16 protein-coding genes and 5 tRNA genes are annotated in these 18273 nt (G+C 57.9%); 12 read left to right on the top strand and 9 right to left on the bottom strand.

The features are described from left to right. Positions 1-38: 38 nt before the first annotated feature. Genes AC1P02_RS02310 through AC1P02_RS02320 form a run of 3 tightly spaced genes read right to left on the bottom strand, consistent with a single transcriptional unit; the run spans position 39 to position 3524 of the window. Positions 39-608, bottom strand: a complete 570-nt coding sequence (locus AC1P02_RS02310) for a PqiC family protein (protein ID WP_282790786.1) — start codon at positions 606-608, stop codon at positions 39-41. Beyond that, complete coding sequence (pqiB, locus tag AC1P02_RS02315; RefSeq protein WP_011898307.1) at positions 608-2254, bottom strand: intermembrane transport protein PqiB; 1647 nt, start codon at positions 2252-2254, stop codon at positions 608-610. Before pqiB ends, AC1P02_RS02310 begins: the two co-directional genes overlap by 1 nt. Further along, positions 2247-3524, bottom strand: a complete 1278-nt coding sequence (locus tag AC1P02_RS02320) for a paraquat-inducible protein A (protein WP_034524269.1) — start codon at positions 3522-3524, stop codon at positions 2247-2249. The genes pqiB and AC1P02_RS02320 overlap by 8 nt, the downstream gene beginning before the upstream one ends. Before the next feature lie 175 nt (positions 3525-3699). On the opposite strand from AC1P02_RS02320, the gene hfq reads away from it, so the two are divergent. Next, a complete protein-coding gene (hfq, locus tag AC1P02_RS02325; RefSeq protein WP_005313994.1) occupies positions 3700-4059 on the top strand; it encodes an RNA chaperone Hfq in 360 nt (119 codons plus the stop codon). 136 nt (positions 4060-4195) lie between these two features. On the opposite strand, the gene AC1P02_RS02330 is transcribed toward hfq, so the two are convergent. The 4 genes from AC1P02_RS02330 to dapA all read right to left on the bottom strand — a co-directional run bounded on the left by AC1P02_RS02330 (position 4196) and on the right by dapA (position 8567). Then, a complete protein-coding gene (locus AC1P02_RS02330) occupies positions 4196-4786 on the bottom strand; it encodes an HAD family hydrolase (protein WP_277735098.1) in 591 nt (196 codons plus the stop codon). A 65-nt stretch (positions 4787-4851) separates the two neighbouring features. Then, entirely contained in the window at positions 4852-5955 is a 1104-nt protein-coding gene (locus AC1P02_RS02335) for an EAL and HDOD domain-containing protein (RefSeq protein WP_058394542.1), read from the bottom strand. A 4-nt stretch (positions 5956-5959) separates the two neighbouring features. Continuing rightward, the gene (locus tag AC1P02_RS02340) at positions 5960-7600 is read right to left on the bottom strand and encodes a GGDEF domain-containing protein (RefSeq protein WP_059169272.1); all 1641 of its coding nucleotides are present in this window, start codon (positions 7598-7600) and stop codon (positions 5960-5962) included. Between the two features lie 94 nt (positions 7601-7694). Beyond that, positions 7695-8567, bottom strand: coding sequence for a 4-hydroxy-tetrahydrodipicolinate synthase (gene dapA, locus AC1P02_RS02345; protein ID WP_005314009.1), 873 nt, complete (start codon positions 8565-8567; stop codon positions 7695-7697). 279 nt (positions 8568-8846) lie between these two features. Here dapA and rsmC point away from each other — a divergent pair, with 279 nt between their 5' ends. The 9 genes from rsmC (at position 8847) to AC1P02_RS02390 (ending at position 13832) form a co-directional block, all read left to right on the top strand. Beyond that, a complete protein-coding gene (gene rsmC / locus AC1P02_RS02350; protein ID WP_485183910.1) occupies positions 8847-9875 on the top strand; it encodes a 16S rRNA (guanine(1207)-N(2))-methyltransferase RsmC in 1029 nt (342 codons plus the stop codon). Between the two features lie 149 nt (positions 9876-10024). Next, positions 10025-11242, top strand: a complete 1218-nt coding sequence (gene glgC, locus AC1P02_RS02355; protein WP_058394546.1) for a glucose-1-phosphate adenylyltransferase — start codon at positions 10025-10027, stop codon at positions 11240-11242. Further along, the gene (glgA, locus tag AC1P02_RS02360) at positions 11232-12692 is read left to right on the top strand and encodes a glycogen synthase GlgA (RefSeq protein ID WP_430642988.1); all 1461 of its coding nucleotides are present in this window, start codon (positions 11232-11234) and stop codon (positions 12690-12692) included. Before glgC ends, glgA begins: the two co-directional genes overlap by 11 nt. A 116-nt stretch (positions 12693-12808) precedes the next feature. After that, a tRNA-Leu gene (locus tag AC1P02_RS02365) sits at positions 12809-12894 on the top strand. A 53-nt stretch (positions 12895-12947) separates the two neighbouring features. After that, positions 12948-13033, top strand: a tRNA-Leu gene (locus tag AC1P02_RS02370). 44 nt (positions 13034-13077) lie between these two features. Next, a tRNA-Leu gene (locus tag AC1P02_RS02375) sits at positions 13078-13163 on the top strand. Positions 13164-13207: 44 nt separating this feature from the next. Continuing rightward, positions 13208-13293, top strand: a tRNA-Leu gene (locus tag AC1P02_RS02380). A 71-nt stretch (positions 13294-13364) separates the two neighbouring features. Further along, positions 13365-13450, top strand: a tRNA-Leu gene (locus AC1P02_RS02385). Between the two features lie 109 nt (positions 13451-13559). Next, complete coding sequence (locus AC1P02_RS02390; RefSeq protein ID WP_059111923.1) at positions 13560-13832, top strand: late competence development ComFB family protein; 273 nt, start codon at positions 13560-13562, stop codon at positions 13830-13832. Here AC1P02_RS02390 and AC1P02_RS02395 read toward each other — a convergent pair. Continuing rightward, positions 13827-14036, bottom strand: coding sequence for a hypothetical protein (locus tag AC1P02_RS02395; protein ID WP_219614683.1), 210 nt, complete (start codon positions 14034-14036; stop codon positions 13827-13829). The genes AC1P02_RS02390 and AC1P02_RS02395 overlap by 6 nt on opposite strands. Before the next feature lie 301 nt (positions 14037-14337). Here AC1P02_RS02395 and nhaC point away from each other — a divergent pair, with 301 nt between their 5' ends. Beyond that, positions 14338-15747: a Na+/H+ antiporter NhaC gene (nhaC, locus tag AC1P02_RS02400; protein WP_058394547.1), complete on the top strand. Its 1410-nt coding sequence runs from the start codon at positions 14338-14340 to the stop codon at positions 15745-15747. A gap of 91 nt (positions 15748-15838) precedes the next feature. Here the strand turns inward: nhaC and AC1P02_RS02405 are convergent, their stop codons facing one another. After that, positions 15839-16171: a hypothetical protein gene (locus tag AC1P02_RS02405; RefSeq protein ID WP_265433577.1), complete on the bottom strand. Its 333-nt coding sequence runs from the start codon at positions 16169-16171 to the stop codon at positions 15839-15841. A 461-nt stretch (positions 16172-16632) separates the two neighbouring features. Here AC1P02_RS02405 and AC1P02_RS02410 point away from each other — a divergent pair, with 461 nt between their 5' ends. Next, positions 16633-18144 (top strand): histidine-type phosphatase, encoded by a 1512-nt coding sequence (locus AC1P02_RS02410; RefSeq protein WP_485183914.1) that lies wholly within the window; start codon positions 16633-16635, stop codon positions 18142-18144. Positions 18145-18273: the final 129 nt, after the last annotated feature.

The following is an 18273-nucleotide window of genomic DNA, read 5'->3' on the forward strand; positions in this document are numbered from 1 at the left end:
CGGGAGGCTTCGGCCTCCCGTTTTCATTCACGTCAGACTCAGGCGCCTTTGCGCACCTCTGCCGCAATCTGGTCAAGCAGCTGTTGCCAGCCTTGTCCCAGCTCGCTGACCAGGGAACCATAGCCGTCGGCTGGCAGCACTCGCACCTGCTGGAAGGGAACATCACGCAAGACTGTGCCTTCTTCCGTCAACAAGCGCCAGCGGCCGCTCAGCACGGCACGTCCATCGTGGCGCCCCTGGAAACGTTCGACCGAGATGCTCAGGACAGGGCCCTTGCGGGCACCGTCCTGGCGCACCACCCAGCCGGGCAGGCGGTTGGACAAGCCACTCAGGGTCAGCTGATTGAGCTGGGCATCGAGAAAACCTGCCCAGCGATGATACTCGGCGAAGTGCAGCTCATTGCCTTCCAGCTGATAGACCAGACTGACTCTATCCAGCTGGCCCGACAGCGCAACCGGACGCAACACCAGTTGATGCTGGGGTTGCTCCGTCACCGCGGCCGCCGGCTGTGCCTCGGCATCGAGAGAGTAGTAGTGCAGCACCGTCGGGGCCGAACTGCAACCCGCCAGCAAGGCCAGCAAGGCCAGCGTTATTATCTGTTTTTTCATCATTGACCTCGCTTGGGCTCAGGATCACGGGGACGGGCGCGATCAAAGATCAACGAACTCGGTTGTTCGTTGAGTGAATGCACCAGAGGCTGCAACTCACGCATCAGCTGATTGAGCGACTGTACCGACTGGCGCAGATCCTGATTGGTCTGGGAGTTGGCATCGTACTCTTGCAACGTGCTCTGCAATTGCTTCAGGCTGTCGTTCAAGGACGCCGGCAACTGCTGGGTCGAGCTCTGGCCGGTAAACTTGTTCAGATTGGAACTCACGGCACTGATGCTCTTAAGGGTCTGATCCAGCGTGGCCAGGGTGCTGTTGACCTGCGTCAGCGTCTTGGCCGTGTCCATGTCGACGAACTTGTCGAGGATCTGGTTCACCTTGCGCTCGATCTGGTCCAGCCCGGCCTGAACGGTAGGGAACACCTGATAGCCGGCCAGCTTGATGGCCTGATACTTGGGTGCATCCGGATAGAAGTTCAGATCCACCACCTTGCCCCCAGTCAGCAGGCTGGAGGTCTTGAGCGTCGCCCGCAACCCTTCCTTGAACTGCTTGCCGAACAGGGCACGCCATTGCTCCTTCTCAGCATTGGCATAGCGGTGAGAGAGCCGCTGCACCTCGATGCGCGCCAGTACAGGTATCTGTCGGCTTTGGAACATCTGTACCCCTTTCTCGTCGATGAGGTAGGGGGCCGAGATGACGGTACCGACCCGGATGCCGCGATATTCCACCGCCGCCCCCGGATGCAGGCCACCGACACTGTCTTCAAACAGAAACACGTAATCGATGAACTGATCCAGACTACCGGCAAGCACACTGGCTTCATCCTGGAAGAGTGTGAAACCATCCATCTGCTTGACCGGCTCACCGGGGGCCCAGCCGGGCGGTAACCCCATTGTGATGCCACCGTCGAGCAGACTCTCCAGAGAGTCCATCTTCACCTTCATCCCCTCGCTGCTCATGGAGACCTCGAAACCCGGGGTCATCCAGAAGCGGGAGTTGCCGCTCACCAGCACGTCATAGGGGGTGTTGATGAAGATCTGGTACTGCATCTCGCTCTTCTCGGGCAGGAATTTCGCCTCTTCCACCTGGCCTATGGTAAAGCCCTGATAGTTGATGGGCGACCCCACCCCGAGCGCACGGGTATCCCGGCTGCTCAGGGAGAGCCGCAGCCCCTTGGCATCCTGGGAGGCCAGTGGCGGCTTGTCCAGCATGGCGTATTCGTCCAGGGGCTTGCCCTTTCTGCCAGGCGCCAGCTCGATATAGGCACCGGAAAGCAGAGTGCTGAGACCGGAGACCCCTTCCCGGCCAACCCTGGGCTTGACCACCCAGAATTGACTGTCTTTCTTGAGCATGCCGGCAGCAGCGTTGGTCAAGCGAGCCTTCAGCACCGCATGGCTGTAATCCTCACTGAGTTCCACTGCCTCGATACGACCCACTTCCACCTCGCGGGAGCGGATCACCGTCTTGCCCGCCACTATCCCTTCGGCGGTAGCCACTGTCAGGGTGAAGCTGGGACCTTGCGAATACCAATGCTGGAACAGCATCCAGACCCCGATGAACAGCGCCAGCAGCGGCACCATCCAGATTGCGGCGGCCGAGCTCAGAAAATCAGAGCCGGGTTTCCACCTTTTTTTACGCTCACTCACGTTCGCGCTCTCCTTGTTGTAAATCCCAGATCAGGCGGGAGTCGAAACTCATGGCAGCTACCATGGTGATCAACACCACACCCGCAAATGCAACGGCTGCAGGGCCTGGATAGACAGTCATCAGGTTGTCGAGCCGGATCAGGCCCGCCAATATGGCCACCACGAAGACGTCGATCATCGACCAGCGTCCCACAAATTCAGTCATGCGATAGAGCTTGAGCTTGCCAAGGGGCGAGGCCCCGTGGCCGCGCTGTACCATATAGCAAAGCCACAGCAGCGCCAGGATTTTCACCAGCGGCACCACAACGCTGGCGATGAAGATCACTGCAGCTATGGGGTAAGACCCCATGGCCCACAACAAAACCACGCCGCCCATGATAGTGGAAGGGCTGTCATCCCCGAGGAAGACGGTATCCATGATGGGATAAAGGTTGGCCGGTACGTAGAGGATCACCGAGGTGAAGAGCAGGGCCCAGGTCCGGTTGATGCCACCCGGCTTGCGGCTGTGCAGGTGCTCACCGCAACGCTTGCAGCTGTGCTCCCCCACCTCACCCAGAGCGCCGCAGATGTGGCACCCTACCAGCCCGGATGCCATGGCGCTGGCCTCGGCATCAGCATCGAGCTCGCGGGGTTCGGTCGGCCCAAACAGCCGCTGCCACAGCCACATGCGATCCAGCGACGAGATCGTCTTGATGAGCAGTACCGTGTATCCGACGAAGGCCCAGAACGACAGCCCCATCTTGATGTCGGCCATCCCCATCAGTTTGACCAGCGAAATGAGCACCCCGATGAGGAACACATCCACCATCAGCCAGGGTTTTATCCGGCAAAGCAAACGGCCTAGCGCACGCAGGGAATTGCTATGCAGATCCTTGTCGACCCGCCACAGCACCAGCATGATGGAGCCCACATAGACCAGCGGCAGGCCGATAAGAGTCAAACTCAGCACAGCCCCAAGAAACAGGTAGCCCTGATCCACCAGAGTGGTGATGCACTGCAAAAACGTCATCTCCTGCCCTATCCCTTTGGCCGAGAAGGACATAAAGGTGAAGGAGTTGGAGAGCACAAACATGATGATGGCCGCAAAGCCATAGGAGATGGGCCTGCGTTCCTGCTCCGGCAGATGGACGCTCAGGACATGGCCACAGCGCGGACAGCTGCTCTTCTCCCCCACGGCCAGCACTGTGGCCGGTACCAGCAGGTCACACTCTTCACATGCGGTCGCGTCGTGGGTATAGGTGGGCTTGTGTAGGTTTGAAACCGGATGCAAGATGAAACCCCAAGATGAGGCCCGCCACGGGCCAGAGGCGCCAATTATTACAGCCGCAGCCCCCGCCGACCAGTACTGTCGTTACACCATACGGGATGGGCGTGAGAATGACTTTGACAAGCCAGTAGCCATTTAGCACAATCAAACGCCACTTTTTTCCGCGGGACAATAATTTATGACAACTGAATCCCCAAGCTACTCCACGATTGAGCAAGCCTTCTCCCTCGGGAACGGGCAAGATTCTGCCCTCAACTGGTTGCGTAAAAATCGCAGTCAGGTCGCCATCTTCCTGGTGAGCGGCATCAAGCTGGAAGGAACCATCAGCGGCTTCGACCAGTACAGCGTACTGTTGACCGATGCCCATGGTAACCAGCAGCTGGTCTACAAGGCCAAGATCTCCACCATCGCCATGCATTCCGGCCGTCCCCAGGTCAGCATACAGCGTGCCCGCAAGCCACGCGTCTCCATGGCGCCGCGCCCCCACGGAGCCCCGAGTCGTTACGACGACAATCAGGGCGGCAGCAGCGAGCAGTAACTGGCTTGCCTGAATCACCCCGAGACCATTGCTGCGTCAAAGGGTGACCGAGTCCATTCTCATTGATTATGTCTGTCCCGTATGAGAATGGACTCTATGCTTGACCCGCTCGTGTCTCTCCCTCACCGCTTTCTCTTCAGTATTGCAAGTCGACCGGCTTGCCATCCCTGACCATGCAGGTCTGCATCCCGGCAGCCTGACCGGCCTGCACGCCAATTCCCGTATCCTCGAATACCAGACAGGTCGTCGGTTCAAGTCCTAAACGACTCGCTACCAGCAGGAAAGTATCTGGGTGGGGCTTATGCAACTCAACATCGTCAGCGGTCACCACCACGGAGAAGTAGCGATCCAGTCCGGTATTGCGCAGCACAGCCTCGGCATTGATACGCGGCGACCCTGTGCCTATCCCCATGGGGATCTGGCCGTGATAACGCTGGACCAGTTCCAGCATGGCTGGAAAGACGGCCACCTTGTGCAGATTGGCCACATAGTGCTCTGTCTTGCAACGGGTCACGACAACGGGATCCAGGGCGATCTGCTGCTGCTCGGCAACCAGCAGGGCAATTTTTCGACTCGGCATGCCGCCCAGCTCATAGAACCAGTCAGCATCGAAGCGAAAGCCAAACTCACGGGAAGTGTGTTCCCAGGCGGCAAGATGCAGCGGCATTGAGTCCACCAGGGTGCCATCGAGGTCAAATACCAGGCCTTGAAATCCGGATAGGGTCATGGTGCAGGATCTATGTCTGAGAATGGGTCCCCATTCTAGCCAGAGCCACTCCTCATCGCCATGACCTAGGTGGCGAGAAACGCTTGCCCCCACATTTGTGCCTGAAAATAGATGGGGGTCAGCCTGGCAGGATCCAGCTGGTAGTGCGGTGCCAGCTGGGCAAGCAGCGGCCAGTCTCCTTGCTCGTAGGTTTTCACCAGTTGGAACAGATGAAAGAGCGGCCCCTCATGGAACTCCAGCGCCCGCTGCACATCCTTGGGCAGATGAGCCTTGAGCTGAGCGGAGAGCAGTGAACCATCCAGCACCAATCCCACCAGAAAGGCCCAGCTGGCGGCATCCTTGCCAAGCGCAGTCATGGCAATCAGCTCGCAGAAGCGGCCACGGGCGATGGCCATGCGGGTACAGGCCTCCGGCATGTGATGACTGACCCGCGCCAGCCCGTAGATGAGGACGAACTTGCGGATCTCCTGCTCCCCCAGATAGGAGAGGGCTCTCGGCACAGAAGTAATGGAGCTGACGTGATCAAAGCCGGGAGCATTGACATAGGTAAGCAGCTGGCCCGGCAGCCAGGCGTCCTGCTCCAGCAGGCTGGCGACCCTGGCAAAAGAGAACTCCTCGTGGCAGATGACTTGCAGTATCTCCTGCACCAGCTTCATGTCCGGCTGGGCGGCGCGCTGATTGACCAGTTCGGGACGAGCAAGAAAACCGCCGGCGAAGAAATCGACCCCGGCCTCCTTGAGCGGCAAAAAATCCCCCCAGGTCTCGATGTCCAGAGCCATTCGCTTGTGCTCGGTCGGCTGGCTGATCCCCTCCTCCCCCATCCAGAACACCAGCAGACGGCAGGCGTTGAGCCAGCGTGGTTCGCGCTGGGCGCAGTGCACGGCCAGACGCCGCCGGTAGTCACGCCACTGGGTCAATACGGGAAACGAGGCGGGCAGGCGTTCGGCAGAGGCCTCGACCAGCGGAATGGTATCCGGGTCAAACAGCAAGGGACGTTGCTCATCGAGCTGTTCATGGCTGAAGGGCAACAAGTATTGACGCCCCTGGGCCAGCAGACGGCATTGCGCTGCGAGCAGAGCCCACTCGGCAGGGTCGGCAAGCTGGTAGTCAATGCCATAGGCAACGAGGGCAAGACGGCGGTTGAAGATGGGGTAACGACGTAACAGCATGGGCTCACCGATAGGCTAGCGTACACGCCCTCCCCTGCGACTTGGCATGATAGAGCGCCTGATCGGCCTGTTCGGTCAGGCTCTGCCATGTTCCATCCAGCGAGGGAACCAGATAGCTAAAGCCTATGCTAACCGTAATGAAATCAGCAACTCGGGAAGCCGGATGCGGGATCTTTAATTCACTCAGCCCCTGGTGAATCTGTTCGGCCAACCGCTCGGCTTCACCAGGCTGCGGACCGCACAGCAGGATCACGAACTCCTCCCCGCCGTAGCGCGCCACCAGATTGGTGCGTCGTCGCTCCGCCTCCTGCAGCAGGCTGGCTACCTGTTGCAGACACAGGTCTCCCTTGGCATGACCGAAGTGATCGTTATAGGACTTGAACTCATCCACATCGATCATCAACACCGCCAGCAAGCTCTGATGACGACGGGCCCACTCCCACTCCCGTTGCATGGTGAGATCCCAGTGGCGACGGTTGGCAATGCCGGTCAAGGGGTCTTCCAGCGACAGCATGGACAGTCGTTTGTTGGCCTCCTCCAGTGCCCGGTTGGTTTCTGCCAGCTGCATGGTGCGCTCGCTGACCCTCAGCTCCAGTTCCCGGTTGAAATGCTCCAGCGCGGCCTGGGTGCGTTGGCGGATCAACAGCTGGGAGAGCATGGCGGCGTACTGCTTGAAGATCTCGCTCTGGTAGGCCTTGAGTGGCCGACGCCACAACAGGTTGTCGGCAGCGATCCAGCCGATGGGCATGTCACCGTCCCACAGCGAAACCATGGCATTCCAGCCGCGTCCCACCTCCTGCTTCTCGTAGTAGAGCGGCGCATCTTCCAGCACCAGCACATAATCCTTGCGACGCAGCGCCTCCTGCACAGTGGGGTGCTCCGGGATGGGGCTGACGAAGTGGTGCTCGTCGATGAGCTCACCTGCCTCGTTGGTTCCCCAGGTTCCGCGCATGGTCTTGAACTCGGCGTCGACCAGGAAGATGGCGATGCGATCAAACTGCAGATCCTGGCGCGCCAGCGCCACCGCATCGTGCAGCAGCTGCTGCTCGCTATCGCAGCGGGAAAGCTTGACCCCCACCTGATGGAGCGCCTGCAACATGCTGAGGAAGGAGTCCTGCAACGCCTGACTGCGGATGAGGTCGGCCTGGGTGTGTCTGCGCTGATCCCGCTCCTGATCGATCTGGCTGGCGAGCAATCGGCTCTCCAGCTCGGCGGCCAGGTAGTGCATCAGCAACTGGATACTCTGCTGCTGGCGTCGGGAGAGGCGATCGAGACGGCGGCGGGTCTCCAGATAGACCACGGCCTCCAGCCCCTTGTGGCGCTTGAGCGGGAAGCAGGCACGCAGGCGCGGCGTTTCCGGTTCAACGGTTTCCCAGACATCGGCGGTCGGGGCTGTCTGCTCCACCACCAGCTGACCCTTGTCGAGCGCATGTTCGATGAAGATGATGGGGAGTTTGGCTGGCGCAAGGGCCTCTGCATTCAGGCAGATCAGCCCCTGCTCCAGTTGAAAACTGTAAAGTTGGGACTCGGGCGCCCGCAACCAGAGGTAAATCTGTTCGGCTTCTGTCTTTTCCCTGACTGCTGCCAGTGTCACTTCACAGAGGTGTTCAAAACTGGTGAAGTGCTCTGGATCCCATTCCTGCATGCCTGCCATCCTTGGTTGTATCCAAGCGAGTATATCGGCAAACATTGCACATTAATTGACTAGGCAGTCAAAAGCGCGATCCAGAGCCCACTTTTTATAACAAATTCAATGCCTGCATCGCACTACGGATGCGCTCGCGAGTCGCCTCGGACAACGGCATCACCGGCAGGCGGCACTCTTCGCTGCAAAAGCCCAGCAGGGAGACCGCATACTTGGCGCCTGCCGGACTCGGCTCGGCAAACATGGCCTGATGCAGCGGGATGAGTTTGTCCTGCAGTTCACGCGCTTCCTGCCACTTGCCGGCCAGGGTCAGGTTCTGCACCTCGGCCACCAGTCTGGGCGCCACGTTGGCGGTAACAGAGATACAGCCTTGCCCGCCACCTATGTTGTAAGCCACTGCGGTAGCATCTTCACCTGAGAGCCAGGCAAACGGCTTCTTGATGAGCTGACGCTCGGTCCAGGGACGAGCCAGGTCACCGGTGGCATCTTTCACGCCGGCGATGCGCGGCAGTTCGGCCAGACGGGCCAGAGTGGCAGGTTGCACGTCAACGATGGCGCGCGGCGGAATGTTGTAGACGATGATGGGTTTGCTGGTGGCGTCGTGTACCGCCTTGAAGTGGTGATAGAGTCCCTCCTGATTGGGACGGTTGTAATAACCGGCCACGTGCAGGGTGGCATCGGCCCCCGCCTGCTCGGCATGACGGGTATATTCAATGGCCTCGACCGGGTTGTTGGAACCGGCCCCGGCGATCACCGGCACCCGGCCGGCTACCTGCTTGACCACCAACTCCACCACGCGGCAATGCTCGTCGTGGGTCAGGGTCGGACTCTCGCCCGTCGTACCGACCGGCACTATGCCGTGGGTGCCCTGCTCTATGTGCCACTCCACCAGGCGGGCCAGTGCGGCCTCATCCAGCTGGCCCTGTCGAAATGGGGTGATCAGGGCAACTATCGAACCTTGAAACATGGGATTTCCTTCTCCTGGATACGGTAAAAATACTAATAAAAAACCCCGGTACGGGTTGCGCAACCGGGGTTGAATCTTCTCAGGGATGAGAGGTTACGCGCGAACGTCGGCAGGCCCGAATGTCAGGCTTTTTTTGTGCTTTCGTTTCAACTCGTTGGACCGCATTTCATCATCTCTGGTCAAAAAATGGTGTCTGGGCATATTTCGGGAACACGGCATAAATGTCAAGGCGAAAGGGGCTATGTATAATGGCCGCCCAAAATTGCGTGGAGAGACCCGATGAGCAGCCCTATCAGTGCCGTCAGCCAGATGCTGGAACGAAACCAAGCCCTCTTTGTCGGCAAGCGGCTACTTGTCTGCGGCACCCTGGAGGATGACTATCCCCGCCAGCTGGCTGAGCTGGCCAGTTCCCTGACTGTGTTTACCACGGATTATTGCTACTACCGCAGCCAGCAGGCAACGTTGGGGGACGCTATCCTGTTCGACCACCAACTGGGCGGTGCCCCCCGTTTCGATGCCCTGCTGCTGCTGATGCCCAAGGCCAAGGCCGAGGCGCAATATCTGCTGGCCATGATGACTCCCCTGCTGGAGGCGGGTGCCGACCTGTTGCTGGCCGGTGACAACCGCGGCGGCATCAATGGCGCTGACAAGCTGCTGGCGCCCTACAGCGAAAAACCGATCAAGCGCGACTCGGCCCGCCGCTGCTCCCTCTATCACGGCGAGCTCTGCAAGCCGGTCGCCCCGTTCGAGCTGGATAGCTGGTTTGGCCGCTACCAGTGCAAGGCCGGTGACACCGAACTGACCGTGCTGGCCCTGCCCGGCGTTTTCAGCGCTGCCGAACTGGATCTAGGTACCCAGATGCTGCTGGCCAGTCTGCCCCCCATGGGCGGGAAGTTGCTCGATTTTGGCTGTGGGGCCGGCGTCATTGGCTCTGTGCTGGCCAAACGCAATCCGGGGCTGGAGGTCAAAATGGTGGATATCAGCGCCCTTGCGCTGGAGTCGAGCCGCCGCACCCTGGCCATCAATGGTTTGCAGGGGCAAGTCCAGGCCTCCGACGTCTATTCCGACATCACAGGAAAGTTTGACCACATCGTCTCCAACCCCCCCTTCCACGCCGGTCTAAAGACCTTCTATGCGGCCACCGAAACCTTCCTCGCCAAGGCACCTGAGAACCTGTCGGCGAATGGTGGCCTGACCATAGTCGCCAACGCCTTCCTGCGATATCAACCTATACTGGAAACGCACTTCAAACAGACCGACATAATCAGCAGCGATGCCAAATTCAAGGTCTATCTGAGCAAAGTGTAAATAAGTGTAACCAGCGCCAGGAAACTGGTAGTGAGCCCCATCCGGGATCTGATAAGGTAAATACCAATCGTATAACCACCCCTTTAGGGGTGTTTTTTTGCAGTGATCTGAAAACCTTTTCACATCATCAACTCAGGGAGAGAAATACGATGGCAGGCATACTCACCATGATACTGGCGGGCGGAGAAGGAACCCGTCTCCAGCCGCTTACCACCACCCGCAGCAAGCCCTCTGTCCCGTTCGGTGGCAGTTATCGACTGATCGATTTCGTGCTCAACAACTTCGTCAACGCGGACTTCCTGCGCATCTATGTCTTGACCCAATTCAAGTCCCAGTCCCTCTATCTGCATATGAAGAAGGGCTGGAATATAGTCGGCATCACGGACCGCTTCATCGACCCTATTCCAGCCCAGATGCGAATGGGAAAACGCTGGTATGACGGCACGGCCGACGCCATCTATCAGAACCTGCGTTTCATCGAGATCTCGGACCCGGAGCACGTCTGCATCTTCGGCTCCGATCACATCTACAAGATGGACGTGAGCCAGATGGTGACCTTCCACAAACAGAAGGCCGCCGCCCTGACCGTCGCCGCCCTGCGCATGCCCATCGAGGAGGCTAGCGCCTTCGGGGTGATTGAAGTGGATCAGGAAGGCCGCATGATCGGCTTCGAAGAAAAGCCCAAACATCCGAAGCACATTCCTGGCGACCCCACGCAGGCGCTGGTTTCCATGGGCAACTACATCTTCGAAACCGAAGCGCTTTATCGCGAGCTGAAGCGTGACGCCGCCGAGGAGAACTCCAGCCACGATTTTGGCAAGAACATCATTCCCAGCATGTTCCCCCGCGCCCCCGTCTATGTCTATGACTACAGCACCAACGTGATCCCGGGCGAGAAACCCACCGTCTACTGGCGCGATGTGGGCACGCTTGACTCTTATTGGCAGGCACACATGGACCTGGTCGCCGACGATGCTCCCTTCTCCCTCTATAACCGCAAGTGGCCACTGCATACGCACTATCCGCCCTTGCCACCGGCCACCTTCGTCGATACCGATGACTGCAAGGTCAAGATAGCCAACTCCCTGATCTCCGGCGGTTGCTTCATTCAGGGCAGCCAGATCCAGCGCTCCATACTGGGATTTCGCTGCAACATAGGCCCCTGCAGCCACATCAGCGAGTCAGTGTTGCTCGGGGATGTGAAGATAGGCGAAGGTTGCTCCATCAGGCGCGCCATCATTGACAAGAACGTTGAAATTGCACCCGGCACCGTGATCGGTGAAAATCTGGACCATGACAGAGAGAGATTTACCGTATCCGAAGGCGGTATCGTCGTGGTACCTAAGGGAGCAAGAGTTGGCTATTAACCCACTGAAAATCCTGTTTGTTGCCTCGGAAGTTGAGGGGCTTGTGAAGACCGGGGGCCTGGCAGATGTAGCCAGAGCCCTGCCATTGTATCTGGCCCAGAAGGGCCATGACGTCAGGATCATCTTACCCTTCTACAAGACGATCAAGCGCCGTGATGAGGCCAGACTGATCGCCTCTCGCTGGTTGCCAACCCATCCGGGACTGCCGGACATCGGCTATCGCATCTATCAGATGGAGCTGGAAGGGATCTGTGTCTACCTGATCGACTGCCCGCAATATTTCGATCGACCCCAGCTCTACGCCGAGAACAACCAGGCCTATGGCGACAACGGTGAGCGGTTCGCCTTCTTCTCGGCCGCAGCGCTACATGCCTGCGAGCAGCTGGACTTCGCCCCCGAGATAGTGCACTGCAACGACTGGCATACCGGTCTGCTGCCGCTGCTGCTCAAGACCCGCCATGCTCACAACCCCTTCTTTCAGCACACTCGCAGCGTGATCAGCATTCACAATGCGGCCTTTCAGGGGGTATTTGGTCGGGAGCAGTTCTGGGCCATGCCCGAGATTGCTGACTATGAACAGCGCATCAGCTACGACTATGGTCACGTCAATCTGCTCAAATGCGGTGTGCTCTATGCCGACAAAATCAATGCAGTCAGTCCCAACTATGCCAGTGAATTGCTGACCCACCTGGGCGCCCACGGCATGGCCAACATATTCCAGCAGCGGGCTGCCGACTTGCGCGGCATTCTCAATGGCTGTGATTATAAGGATTGGGATCCGGCATTTGACGACTTCCTGCCCGCCACCTACGACGTGGACAACCTCGCTGGCAAACGGGTCTGCAAACAGACGCTGCAGCAGGAAGCGGGCCTGCCGGTCACGGACTTGCCCATCTACGGCATGGTGTGCCGCCTGACCGAGCAGAAAGGGGTACACCTGCTGCTACCCGTGCTGGACAAGTTCCTGCATCACAAGGTGCAGGTGGTGATAGTGGGGTCGGGTGATCCCTCCCTCGCCGCCCAGTTGCAGGCCACGGCACAGCGATACCCGGACAAGCTCGCCTTCCTCAACACCTATGACGACAGACTGGCCCATCTGGTGGAAGCGGGCGCCGACTTCTTCCTGATGCCCTCTCTGTTCGAGCCTTGCGGCCTCAACCAGATGTACAGCCTCGCCTACGGCACCTTGCCGCTGGTACGGGCCGTCGGTGGCCTCAAGGACACTGTCGTGGACTGGGATGCGGAACCTGAGCATGCCACCGGCTTCTGCTTCAACGATCCAACCGCCAATATCCTGCTCGATGCCATGCGCCGCAGCCTGCTCTATTACCTGCAGGATCCCGAGCGGTTTGCCCAGGTACAGCGCAATGCCATGAATACCCGCTTCAACTGGCCGGATTCGGTCACTCAATACGAGCAGATGTATCAGGATGCACTGGCCCGGCAGTGATGCTCATTGCTGAACTTTTGTGCCCTTGATGCCGCTTTGAACGTCAACAGCGAAAAAAGTCCCCTTTGGCTGTTGACGCTCATCCAAAACTCTATAGAATCCCCCACCGCAGTGATGCGAAGGTGGCGGAATTGGTAGACGCGCTAGCTTCAGGTGTTAGTGTCCCACGGATGTGAGGGTTCGAGTCCCTCTCTTCGCACCAATACTGCCATGCTGATTCAGCAGCATGTAAATCCAACTGGAAAACCCGAATGTGCGAAGGTGGCGGAATTGGTAGACGCGCTAGCTTCAGGTGTTAGTGCCCCCCGGGTGTGAGGGTTCGAGTCCCTCTCTTCGCACCATGCTTCTCCAGACAGCATGTAAATCAAAACTGGTAACACAATGTGCGAAGGTGGCGGAATTGGTAGACGCGCTAGCTTCAGGTGTTAGTGTCCCACGGATGTGAGGGTTCGAGTCCCTCTCTTCGCACCATGCTTCTCCAGACAGCATGTAAATCAAAACTGGTAACACAATGTGCGAAGGTGGCGGAATTGGTAGACGCGCTAGCTTCAGGTGTTAGTGCCCCCCGGGTGTGAGGGTTCGAGTCCCTCTCTTCGCACCATGATTCTGACATGTAAAAACAGAGCAATGCGTTCCAACCGCATTTAAAAACCAGCTGGAGAAAATCAGTGTGCGAAGGTGGCGGAATTGGTAGACGCGCTAGCTTCAGGTGTTAGTGTCCCACGGATGTGAGGGTTCGAGTCCCTCTCTTCGCACCATTCCTTATATAAAAGGTCCATCACGAAAGTGATGGGCCTTTTGTTTTTACTCCTTGTTATGACTATGCTTTTGACAACTTACCGCCCATCGTCATGCCAAGGAGCGCATATGATACTGGATACCGATATTCACAACTTCTATGAACATCTGGTGCTCAAGGAGATCGAAAAGCAGGGGCTGAATCAGAAACTGAACAGCGAGCAGATGGCCGATCTCTGCTGCCTGACCCTGAACCAGCTGCCTTCCCACTATATTCGCCACGATGTCGACATGATCTACTTCCTGACCGACGCCAAGCGTACCGAGATGGAAAACAACGTCATCGCATCGCTCAAACAGGCGCAAGAGAAGGTCAAGAACGCCCCCGCAGCCCAGTCATAACCAGGGTTGCTGCCAGAGCAAAGCCGCTATGCCTGTCATCCCGGCCACTGGCAGCAGTATCAGGACAGGTCTCAGCCTGGGTTCCAGCATGACCCAGGCAGCCAGCACAAAGCCCAGACTCCACATGCCGTACTCCTTGTCCTGACCCCAACCCAGCACGGCCAGCAGTCCGACCAGCAGCACGACTCTCACGATCCAGATCATGGTGATATATCCTCTTGCATCACCTGATAACGATTATCATTTGTATTTTATGAGTATGCAATCGGACTTTGCTATCTGTATCGAATGTCACATTCGGGCCAATAGAGCGCTCAAATACAGGTTATGAGATCAACTAATTTGTAATTTTTTCAATCAAAATTGCATTTTTGCTAAATCAGTTGGGATTTGTCCCCCCAGGTTTGTGGTAGATTGCGGCCTCTTTTGGGTTGGCCCCTCGGGATACAGGTATCCACAGGACGAGAGGGACCGACCTTGGCGAGCAAGAGTTTAGGGAGCATCTATGCAAAACCAGCAAAACCAAATTCGATTACCGGGCATGTTGCAGGTATTTGGCTGTCTGGCCATTTTCCTGGCCCTGGCATTCTCGTTCACCAGCGTGCTGGATCTGCCAATTCAGTTGGCACTGTTCATCGCCTGGTTCGTCATCATGGGGCTCGGCATCAAGCTGGGTCATGATTACAAATCCCTGGAGCAAGCTGCCGTTGACGGTGTTTCCAAAGGGATGGGGGCCATCCTGATCCTGGTCTCCGTCGGCGCCCTGGTCGGCACCTGGATCGCAGGCGGTATAGTCCCCAGCATCATCTACTTCGGCCTCAAGGTAATACACCCGTCCATCTTCCTGCTGGCAACGCTGATCATCTGCTCCCTCACTTCGCTGGCCACCGGTACCTCCTGGGGCTCTGCCGCCACCGCCGGCATCGCCATGATGGGGATAGGCCACAGTCTTGGCGTCCCTGCGCCACTGGTGGCGGGTGCCGTGCTCTCCGGCGTCTACTTCGGTGACAAGCTCTCCCCCCTCTCCGACTCAGTGGTACTGGCCTCCACCATGTCCAATGTCGATGTGGTGGAACACATCAAGGGGATGCTGCCCATCAGCCTGCTCTCCTACATCATTACGGCCGCACTGTTTACCGTGGTCGGCATGCAGTATTCGGGCAACGTCAGCCTGGAGCAGGTCAATCTGGTGATGGAGGCGCTCGACAACCAGTTCAACATCACCCCGCTGGCCATAGTGCCGGTCGTACTGGTACTGGGTCTGCTCGCCAACCGCAAACCCGCCTTCCCGGTGATCAGTTTCGGCGCCCTGCTGGGGCTTGTCTGGGCCATAGCGTTCCAGGACATGGATCCGGTCAAGGCGATGCATTCCGCCTACAGTCCCTTCCCCATTACCTCAGGCATCGGCTTTATCGACAACATACTGGGGCGCGGCGGCATGGAATCAATGCTGGGTTCGGTCGCCGTCATCATCTTCGGTCTGGGCTTTGGTGGCCTGCTGGAGAAGGTAGGTATTCTGGAAGTGATCGCCAATGCCTTCGAGAAGCGCATCAACAGTGTCGGCAGCCTGACCAGCCACACCATAGGGACAGCCTTCCTGGCCAACGTATTCGGTTCGGCCATGTATGTGTCACTGATCCTGACTCCCAAGATCATGGCCAAGAACTACGACCGGCTGGGACTGGCACGCAAGAACCTCTCCCGCAACGCCGAGTTCGGCGGTACCCTCACCTGCGGCATGGTGCCCTGGAGCGACAACGGCATCTTCATGGCCGGGGTACTGGGGGTGGCGACCCTCGACTACCTGCCCTACATGTGGCTCAGCTTCACCTGCATCATAGTGACCATCACTCTTGCCTATCTTGGCAAGGCGGTGAACCGGGTTCCCGTCATCGAAGCGGCCAGCTCCCGCTGATCCACACAGCAAACAACAAAGGCGCCTCAGGGCGCCTTTGTTGTGTCTGGACAGTTTTCAGGGGTAGAAACCGCGGCTGATGTGGCTCGGCTTAGCGCTGCTTGCCGCTGCCGATACCGAACGGGATGCGGTAGTCACTGCTCTGCTCACCCAGACTGACGGTCAGGTTGCCCTGAGTGCGGCTCGGAATATGTACCTGCTGGGTGCCCATCAGATTGGCGTGAACGGAAGCCACCACATCCCCTGACTCGTTGCGCACTTCCAGCATGGGGTTGGTTTTGCCATCCACAGCGGCGGTTGCATGCCAGTTCACAAACAGCACGCCCGGTGCAGCGTTGAAGTCAGCGGGAACGGAAGCCTGAGCAAAACCGGCAGTCATCAGGCCTGCAACGGCCAGCATCTTGATTACGTTTTTCATGTTCATTCACTCTCTTGGTTTTTGTGTCATTGCCAAGGCCGGTTCGGCCTGAATCAATGCATCCTTGCAAGAGGTTATTCAAATAGTATGTAGTTCTTTCACCGACGTCTGACACTCTGGTTTCTGGTGTCATCGTCCATGAAGAGCTGTTATTTGGCCACCTGGCGTTCCTGCCTAAGCGTTGAGTGAATATTAAACACCTCTGCCCACCTTTGTTAGCGAGATAAACTGGCCTAGATGTTCAAAAAATATGAAGATAACAAGAGAGGAGGATCCAACATGGTAAACAGGCTCCCGTTCTTCCTTTTTCAGCAGAGGGGTGGGGAACGGGATGGCAAGGGGTAATCACCAGATAGCCATCCATATCACATGTATTTGCTCAGGCTTGGGCACTCAAACCGGCTGCTGACACCGGACTGTCATATGCAGCGCTTAATGTGCAGCCTCATTTTCAATATGGTTCAAGGATGACTATGTTCCGCCTCTCTTCTCTCACCATCGCCCTCTCTGCCAGCCTGACAATGACGCTGTTGGCCGGTTGCAACTCCGATAACGACACCACTCCTGATGCCAACCCCGGTATCGACTATCAGTACAGCACCAAAGCTGTCTACGCAGCCCGCCAGGATACCGCCAGCTATGAAGCGGCTCCGGCGGGATTCGACCCCGTCTTTACTGAACTGGTGGCTCGGCATGGCTCCCGATCCCTATCCAGCCCCAAATACGATGTACTCACCAAGCAGGTCTGGGATGCCGCCTACCGGCAGGGTGCCCTCACTGAACTGGGGCAGGGATTGGGCGCCAAAGTGGATGCGGTCACAGCAGCCAACCAGCAACTCGGCTATGGCCTGCTCACTGTCATAGGCAAGGAAGAACATGCGACGCTCGCCACCCACCTAGCCGAACGGCTACCGACCCTGCTAGGCAAGAGCGCGACTCCCGGCTGCATCCGGGTCGAGACCTCGGGCAAAGACAGGGCCAACGAGAGCGCCTTTTACTTCATGCAGAGCCTGGCCAAGCGGGTCGACTATGTGAACGATGACGCCCAGTGCTACATCAGCCAGGATGATCCCTCTGTCATCGACAAGGGGTTACGCAACAAGTTCGAACTCTACTTTCACAAGACGGAACCGGAAGGGGATTATCTCAAGTACCTGCCCGCCTTCCAGGCATACCAGGCTTTCGTCGGGGACGAGGAGGCCGGCATAGCGTCCAATCCAGCACTCAGCAAGGCTCTCAACGATCTCAAGGTGCTGGACAAGACCAGGGCCATGGCGCGCACCATGCTTGAGCGTATCTACAGCAAGGCCTTTGTCGATTATCTGGCAGGTGGAGTCGAGTTCGTGGCCATCAACCCTGAGGATGGCGGCAAGACCTATGTACGCGATGAAGTGGATGCGGCCCTGATGCTCTACAACCTCTTCATCATAGGCCCGGGCATGATCCGCGAAGCCGAGGCCCAGGGCGCCCCTTGGGATCTGGAGCAGTACCTCACGCCAGAAGAGTCGACCTGGTTTTCCTATCTCTCTGATGCGGAAGATTTTTATGAGAAGGGCCCAAGCTTTGCCAGTCAGAGTGCGACCTATGATATCGCTCAGGCCCTGCTGGATGGCATGTTCAAGGAGGTACAACATCAGGTGGTGGAGAATGCCAGCGAGCGGATCGCTACGCTGCGCTTTGCCCATGCAGAGGCCATCATTCCACTGGCAGCGCTGATGAGGCTGGAAGGGAGCCAACAAGGTGCCCAGGAAGGAGTTCTCTACAGTCAGGAGAACAACGAATGGCGCGGCGGCTGGGTTTCGCCCTATACGGCCAATATCCAATGGGATGCTTACCGCAACGACGCAGGCCGGGTGCTGGTCAAGATGCTCTACAACGAGAAAGAGCTCGCCTTCAAGGCGGGCTGCGAGCCCATCAAGGCCGGCAGTTTCTTCTATGACTTCAGCGAGCTTAAACGCTGTTATCAATACGGTGGCTAAATCCGTCACGCCAACAGGCACAGACCAAAGGCACGCCCTTGCTTTTTATTTAAGCGGCAAGGGAACGAGCCAGTCCTGAGCCCCACCTGGCTCTAACATGCGCTCGATGCACAAAAGCAGAGGGCCCCG

This window comes from Aeromonas sp. TS_SC_11 (genome assembly GCF_057318915.1).

Excerpts from the sequence above, each read along its gene's own strand:
- AC1P02_RS02310 (WP_282790786.1), bottom strand. The coding sequence starts at position 608 with ATGAAAAAACAGATAATAACGCTGGCCTTGCTGGCCTTGCTGGCGGGT.
- hfq (WP_005313994.1), top strand. The coding sequence starts at position 3,700 with ATGACAACTGAATCCCCAAGCTACTCCACGATTGAGCAAGCCTTCTCC.
- AC1P02_RS02330 (WP_277735098.1), bottom strand. The coding sequence starts at position 4,786 with ATGACCCTATCCGGATTTCAAGGCCTGGTATTTGACCTCGATGGCACC.
- AC1P02_RS02335 (WP_058394542.1), bottom strand. The coding sequence starts at position 5,955 with ATGCTGTTACGTCGTTACCCCATCTTCAACCGCCGTCTTGCCCTCGTT.
- AC1P02_RS02340 (WP_059169272.1), bottom strand. The coding sequence starts at position 7,600 with ATGCAGGAATGGGATCCAGAGCACTTCACCAGTTTTGAACACCTCTGT.
- dapA (WP_005314009.1), bottom strand. The coding sequence starts at position 8,567 with ATGTTTCAAGGTTCGATAGTTGCCCTGATCACCCCATTTCGACAGGGC.
- rsmC (WP_485183910.1), top strand. The coding sequence starts at position 8,847 with ATGAGCAGCCCTATCAGTGCCGTCAGCCAGATGCTGGAACGAAACCAA.
- glgC (WP_058394546.1), top strand. The coding sequence starts at position 10,025 with ATGGCAGGCATACTCACCATGATACTGGCGGGCGGAGAAGGAACCCGT.
- AC1P02_RS02390 (WP_059111923.1), top strand. The coding sequence starts at position 13,560 with ATGATACTGGATACCGATATTCACAACTTCTATGAACATCTGGTGCTC.
- AC1P02_RS02395 (WP_219614683.1), bottom strand. The coding sequence starts at position 14,036 with ATGATCTGGATCGTGAGAGTCGTGCTGCTGGTCGGACTGCTGGCCGTG.
- nhaC (WP_058394547.1), top strand. The coding sequence starts at position 14,338 with ATGCAAAACCAGCAAAACCAAATTCGATTACCGGGCATGTTGCAGGTA.
- AC1P02_RS02405 (WP_265433577.1), bottom strand. The coding sequence starts at position 16,171 with ATGAACATGAAAAACGTAATCAAGATGCTGGCCGTTGCAGGCCTGATG.
- AC1P02_RS02410 (WP_485183914.1), top strand. The coding sequence starts at position 16,633 with ATGACTATGTTCCGCCTCTCTTCTCTCACCATCGCCCTCTCTGCCAGC.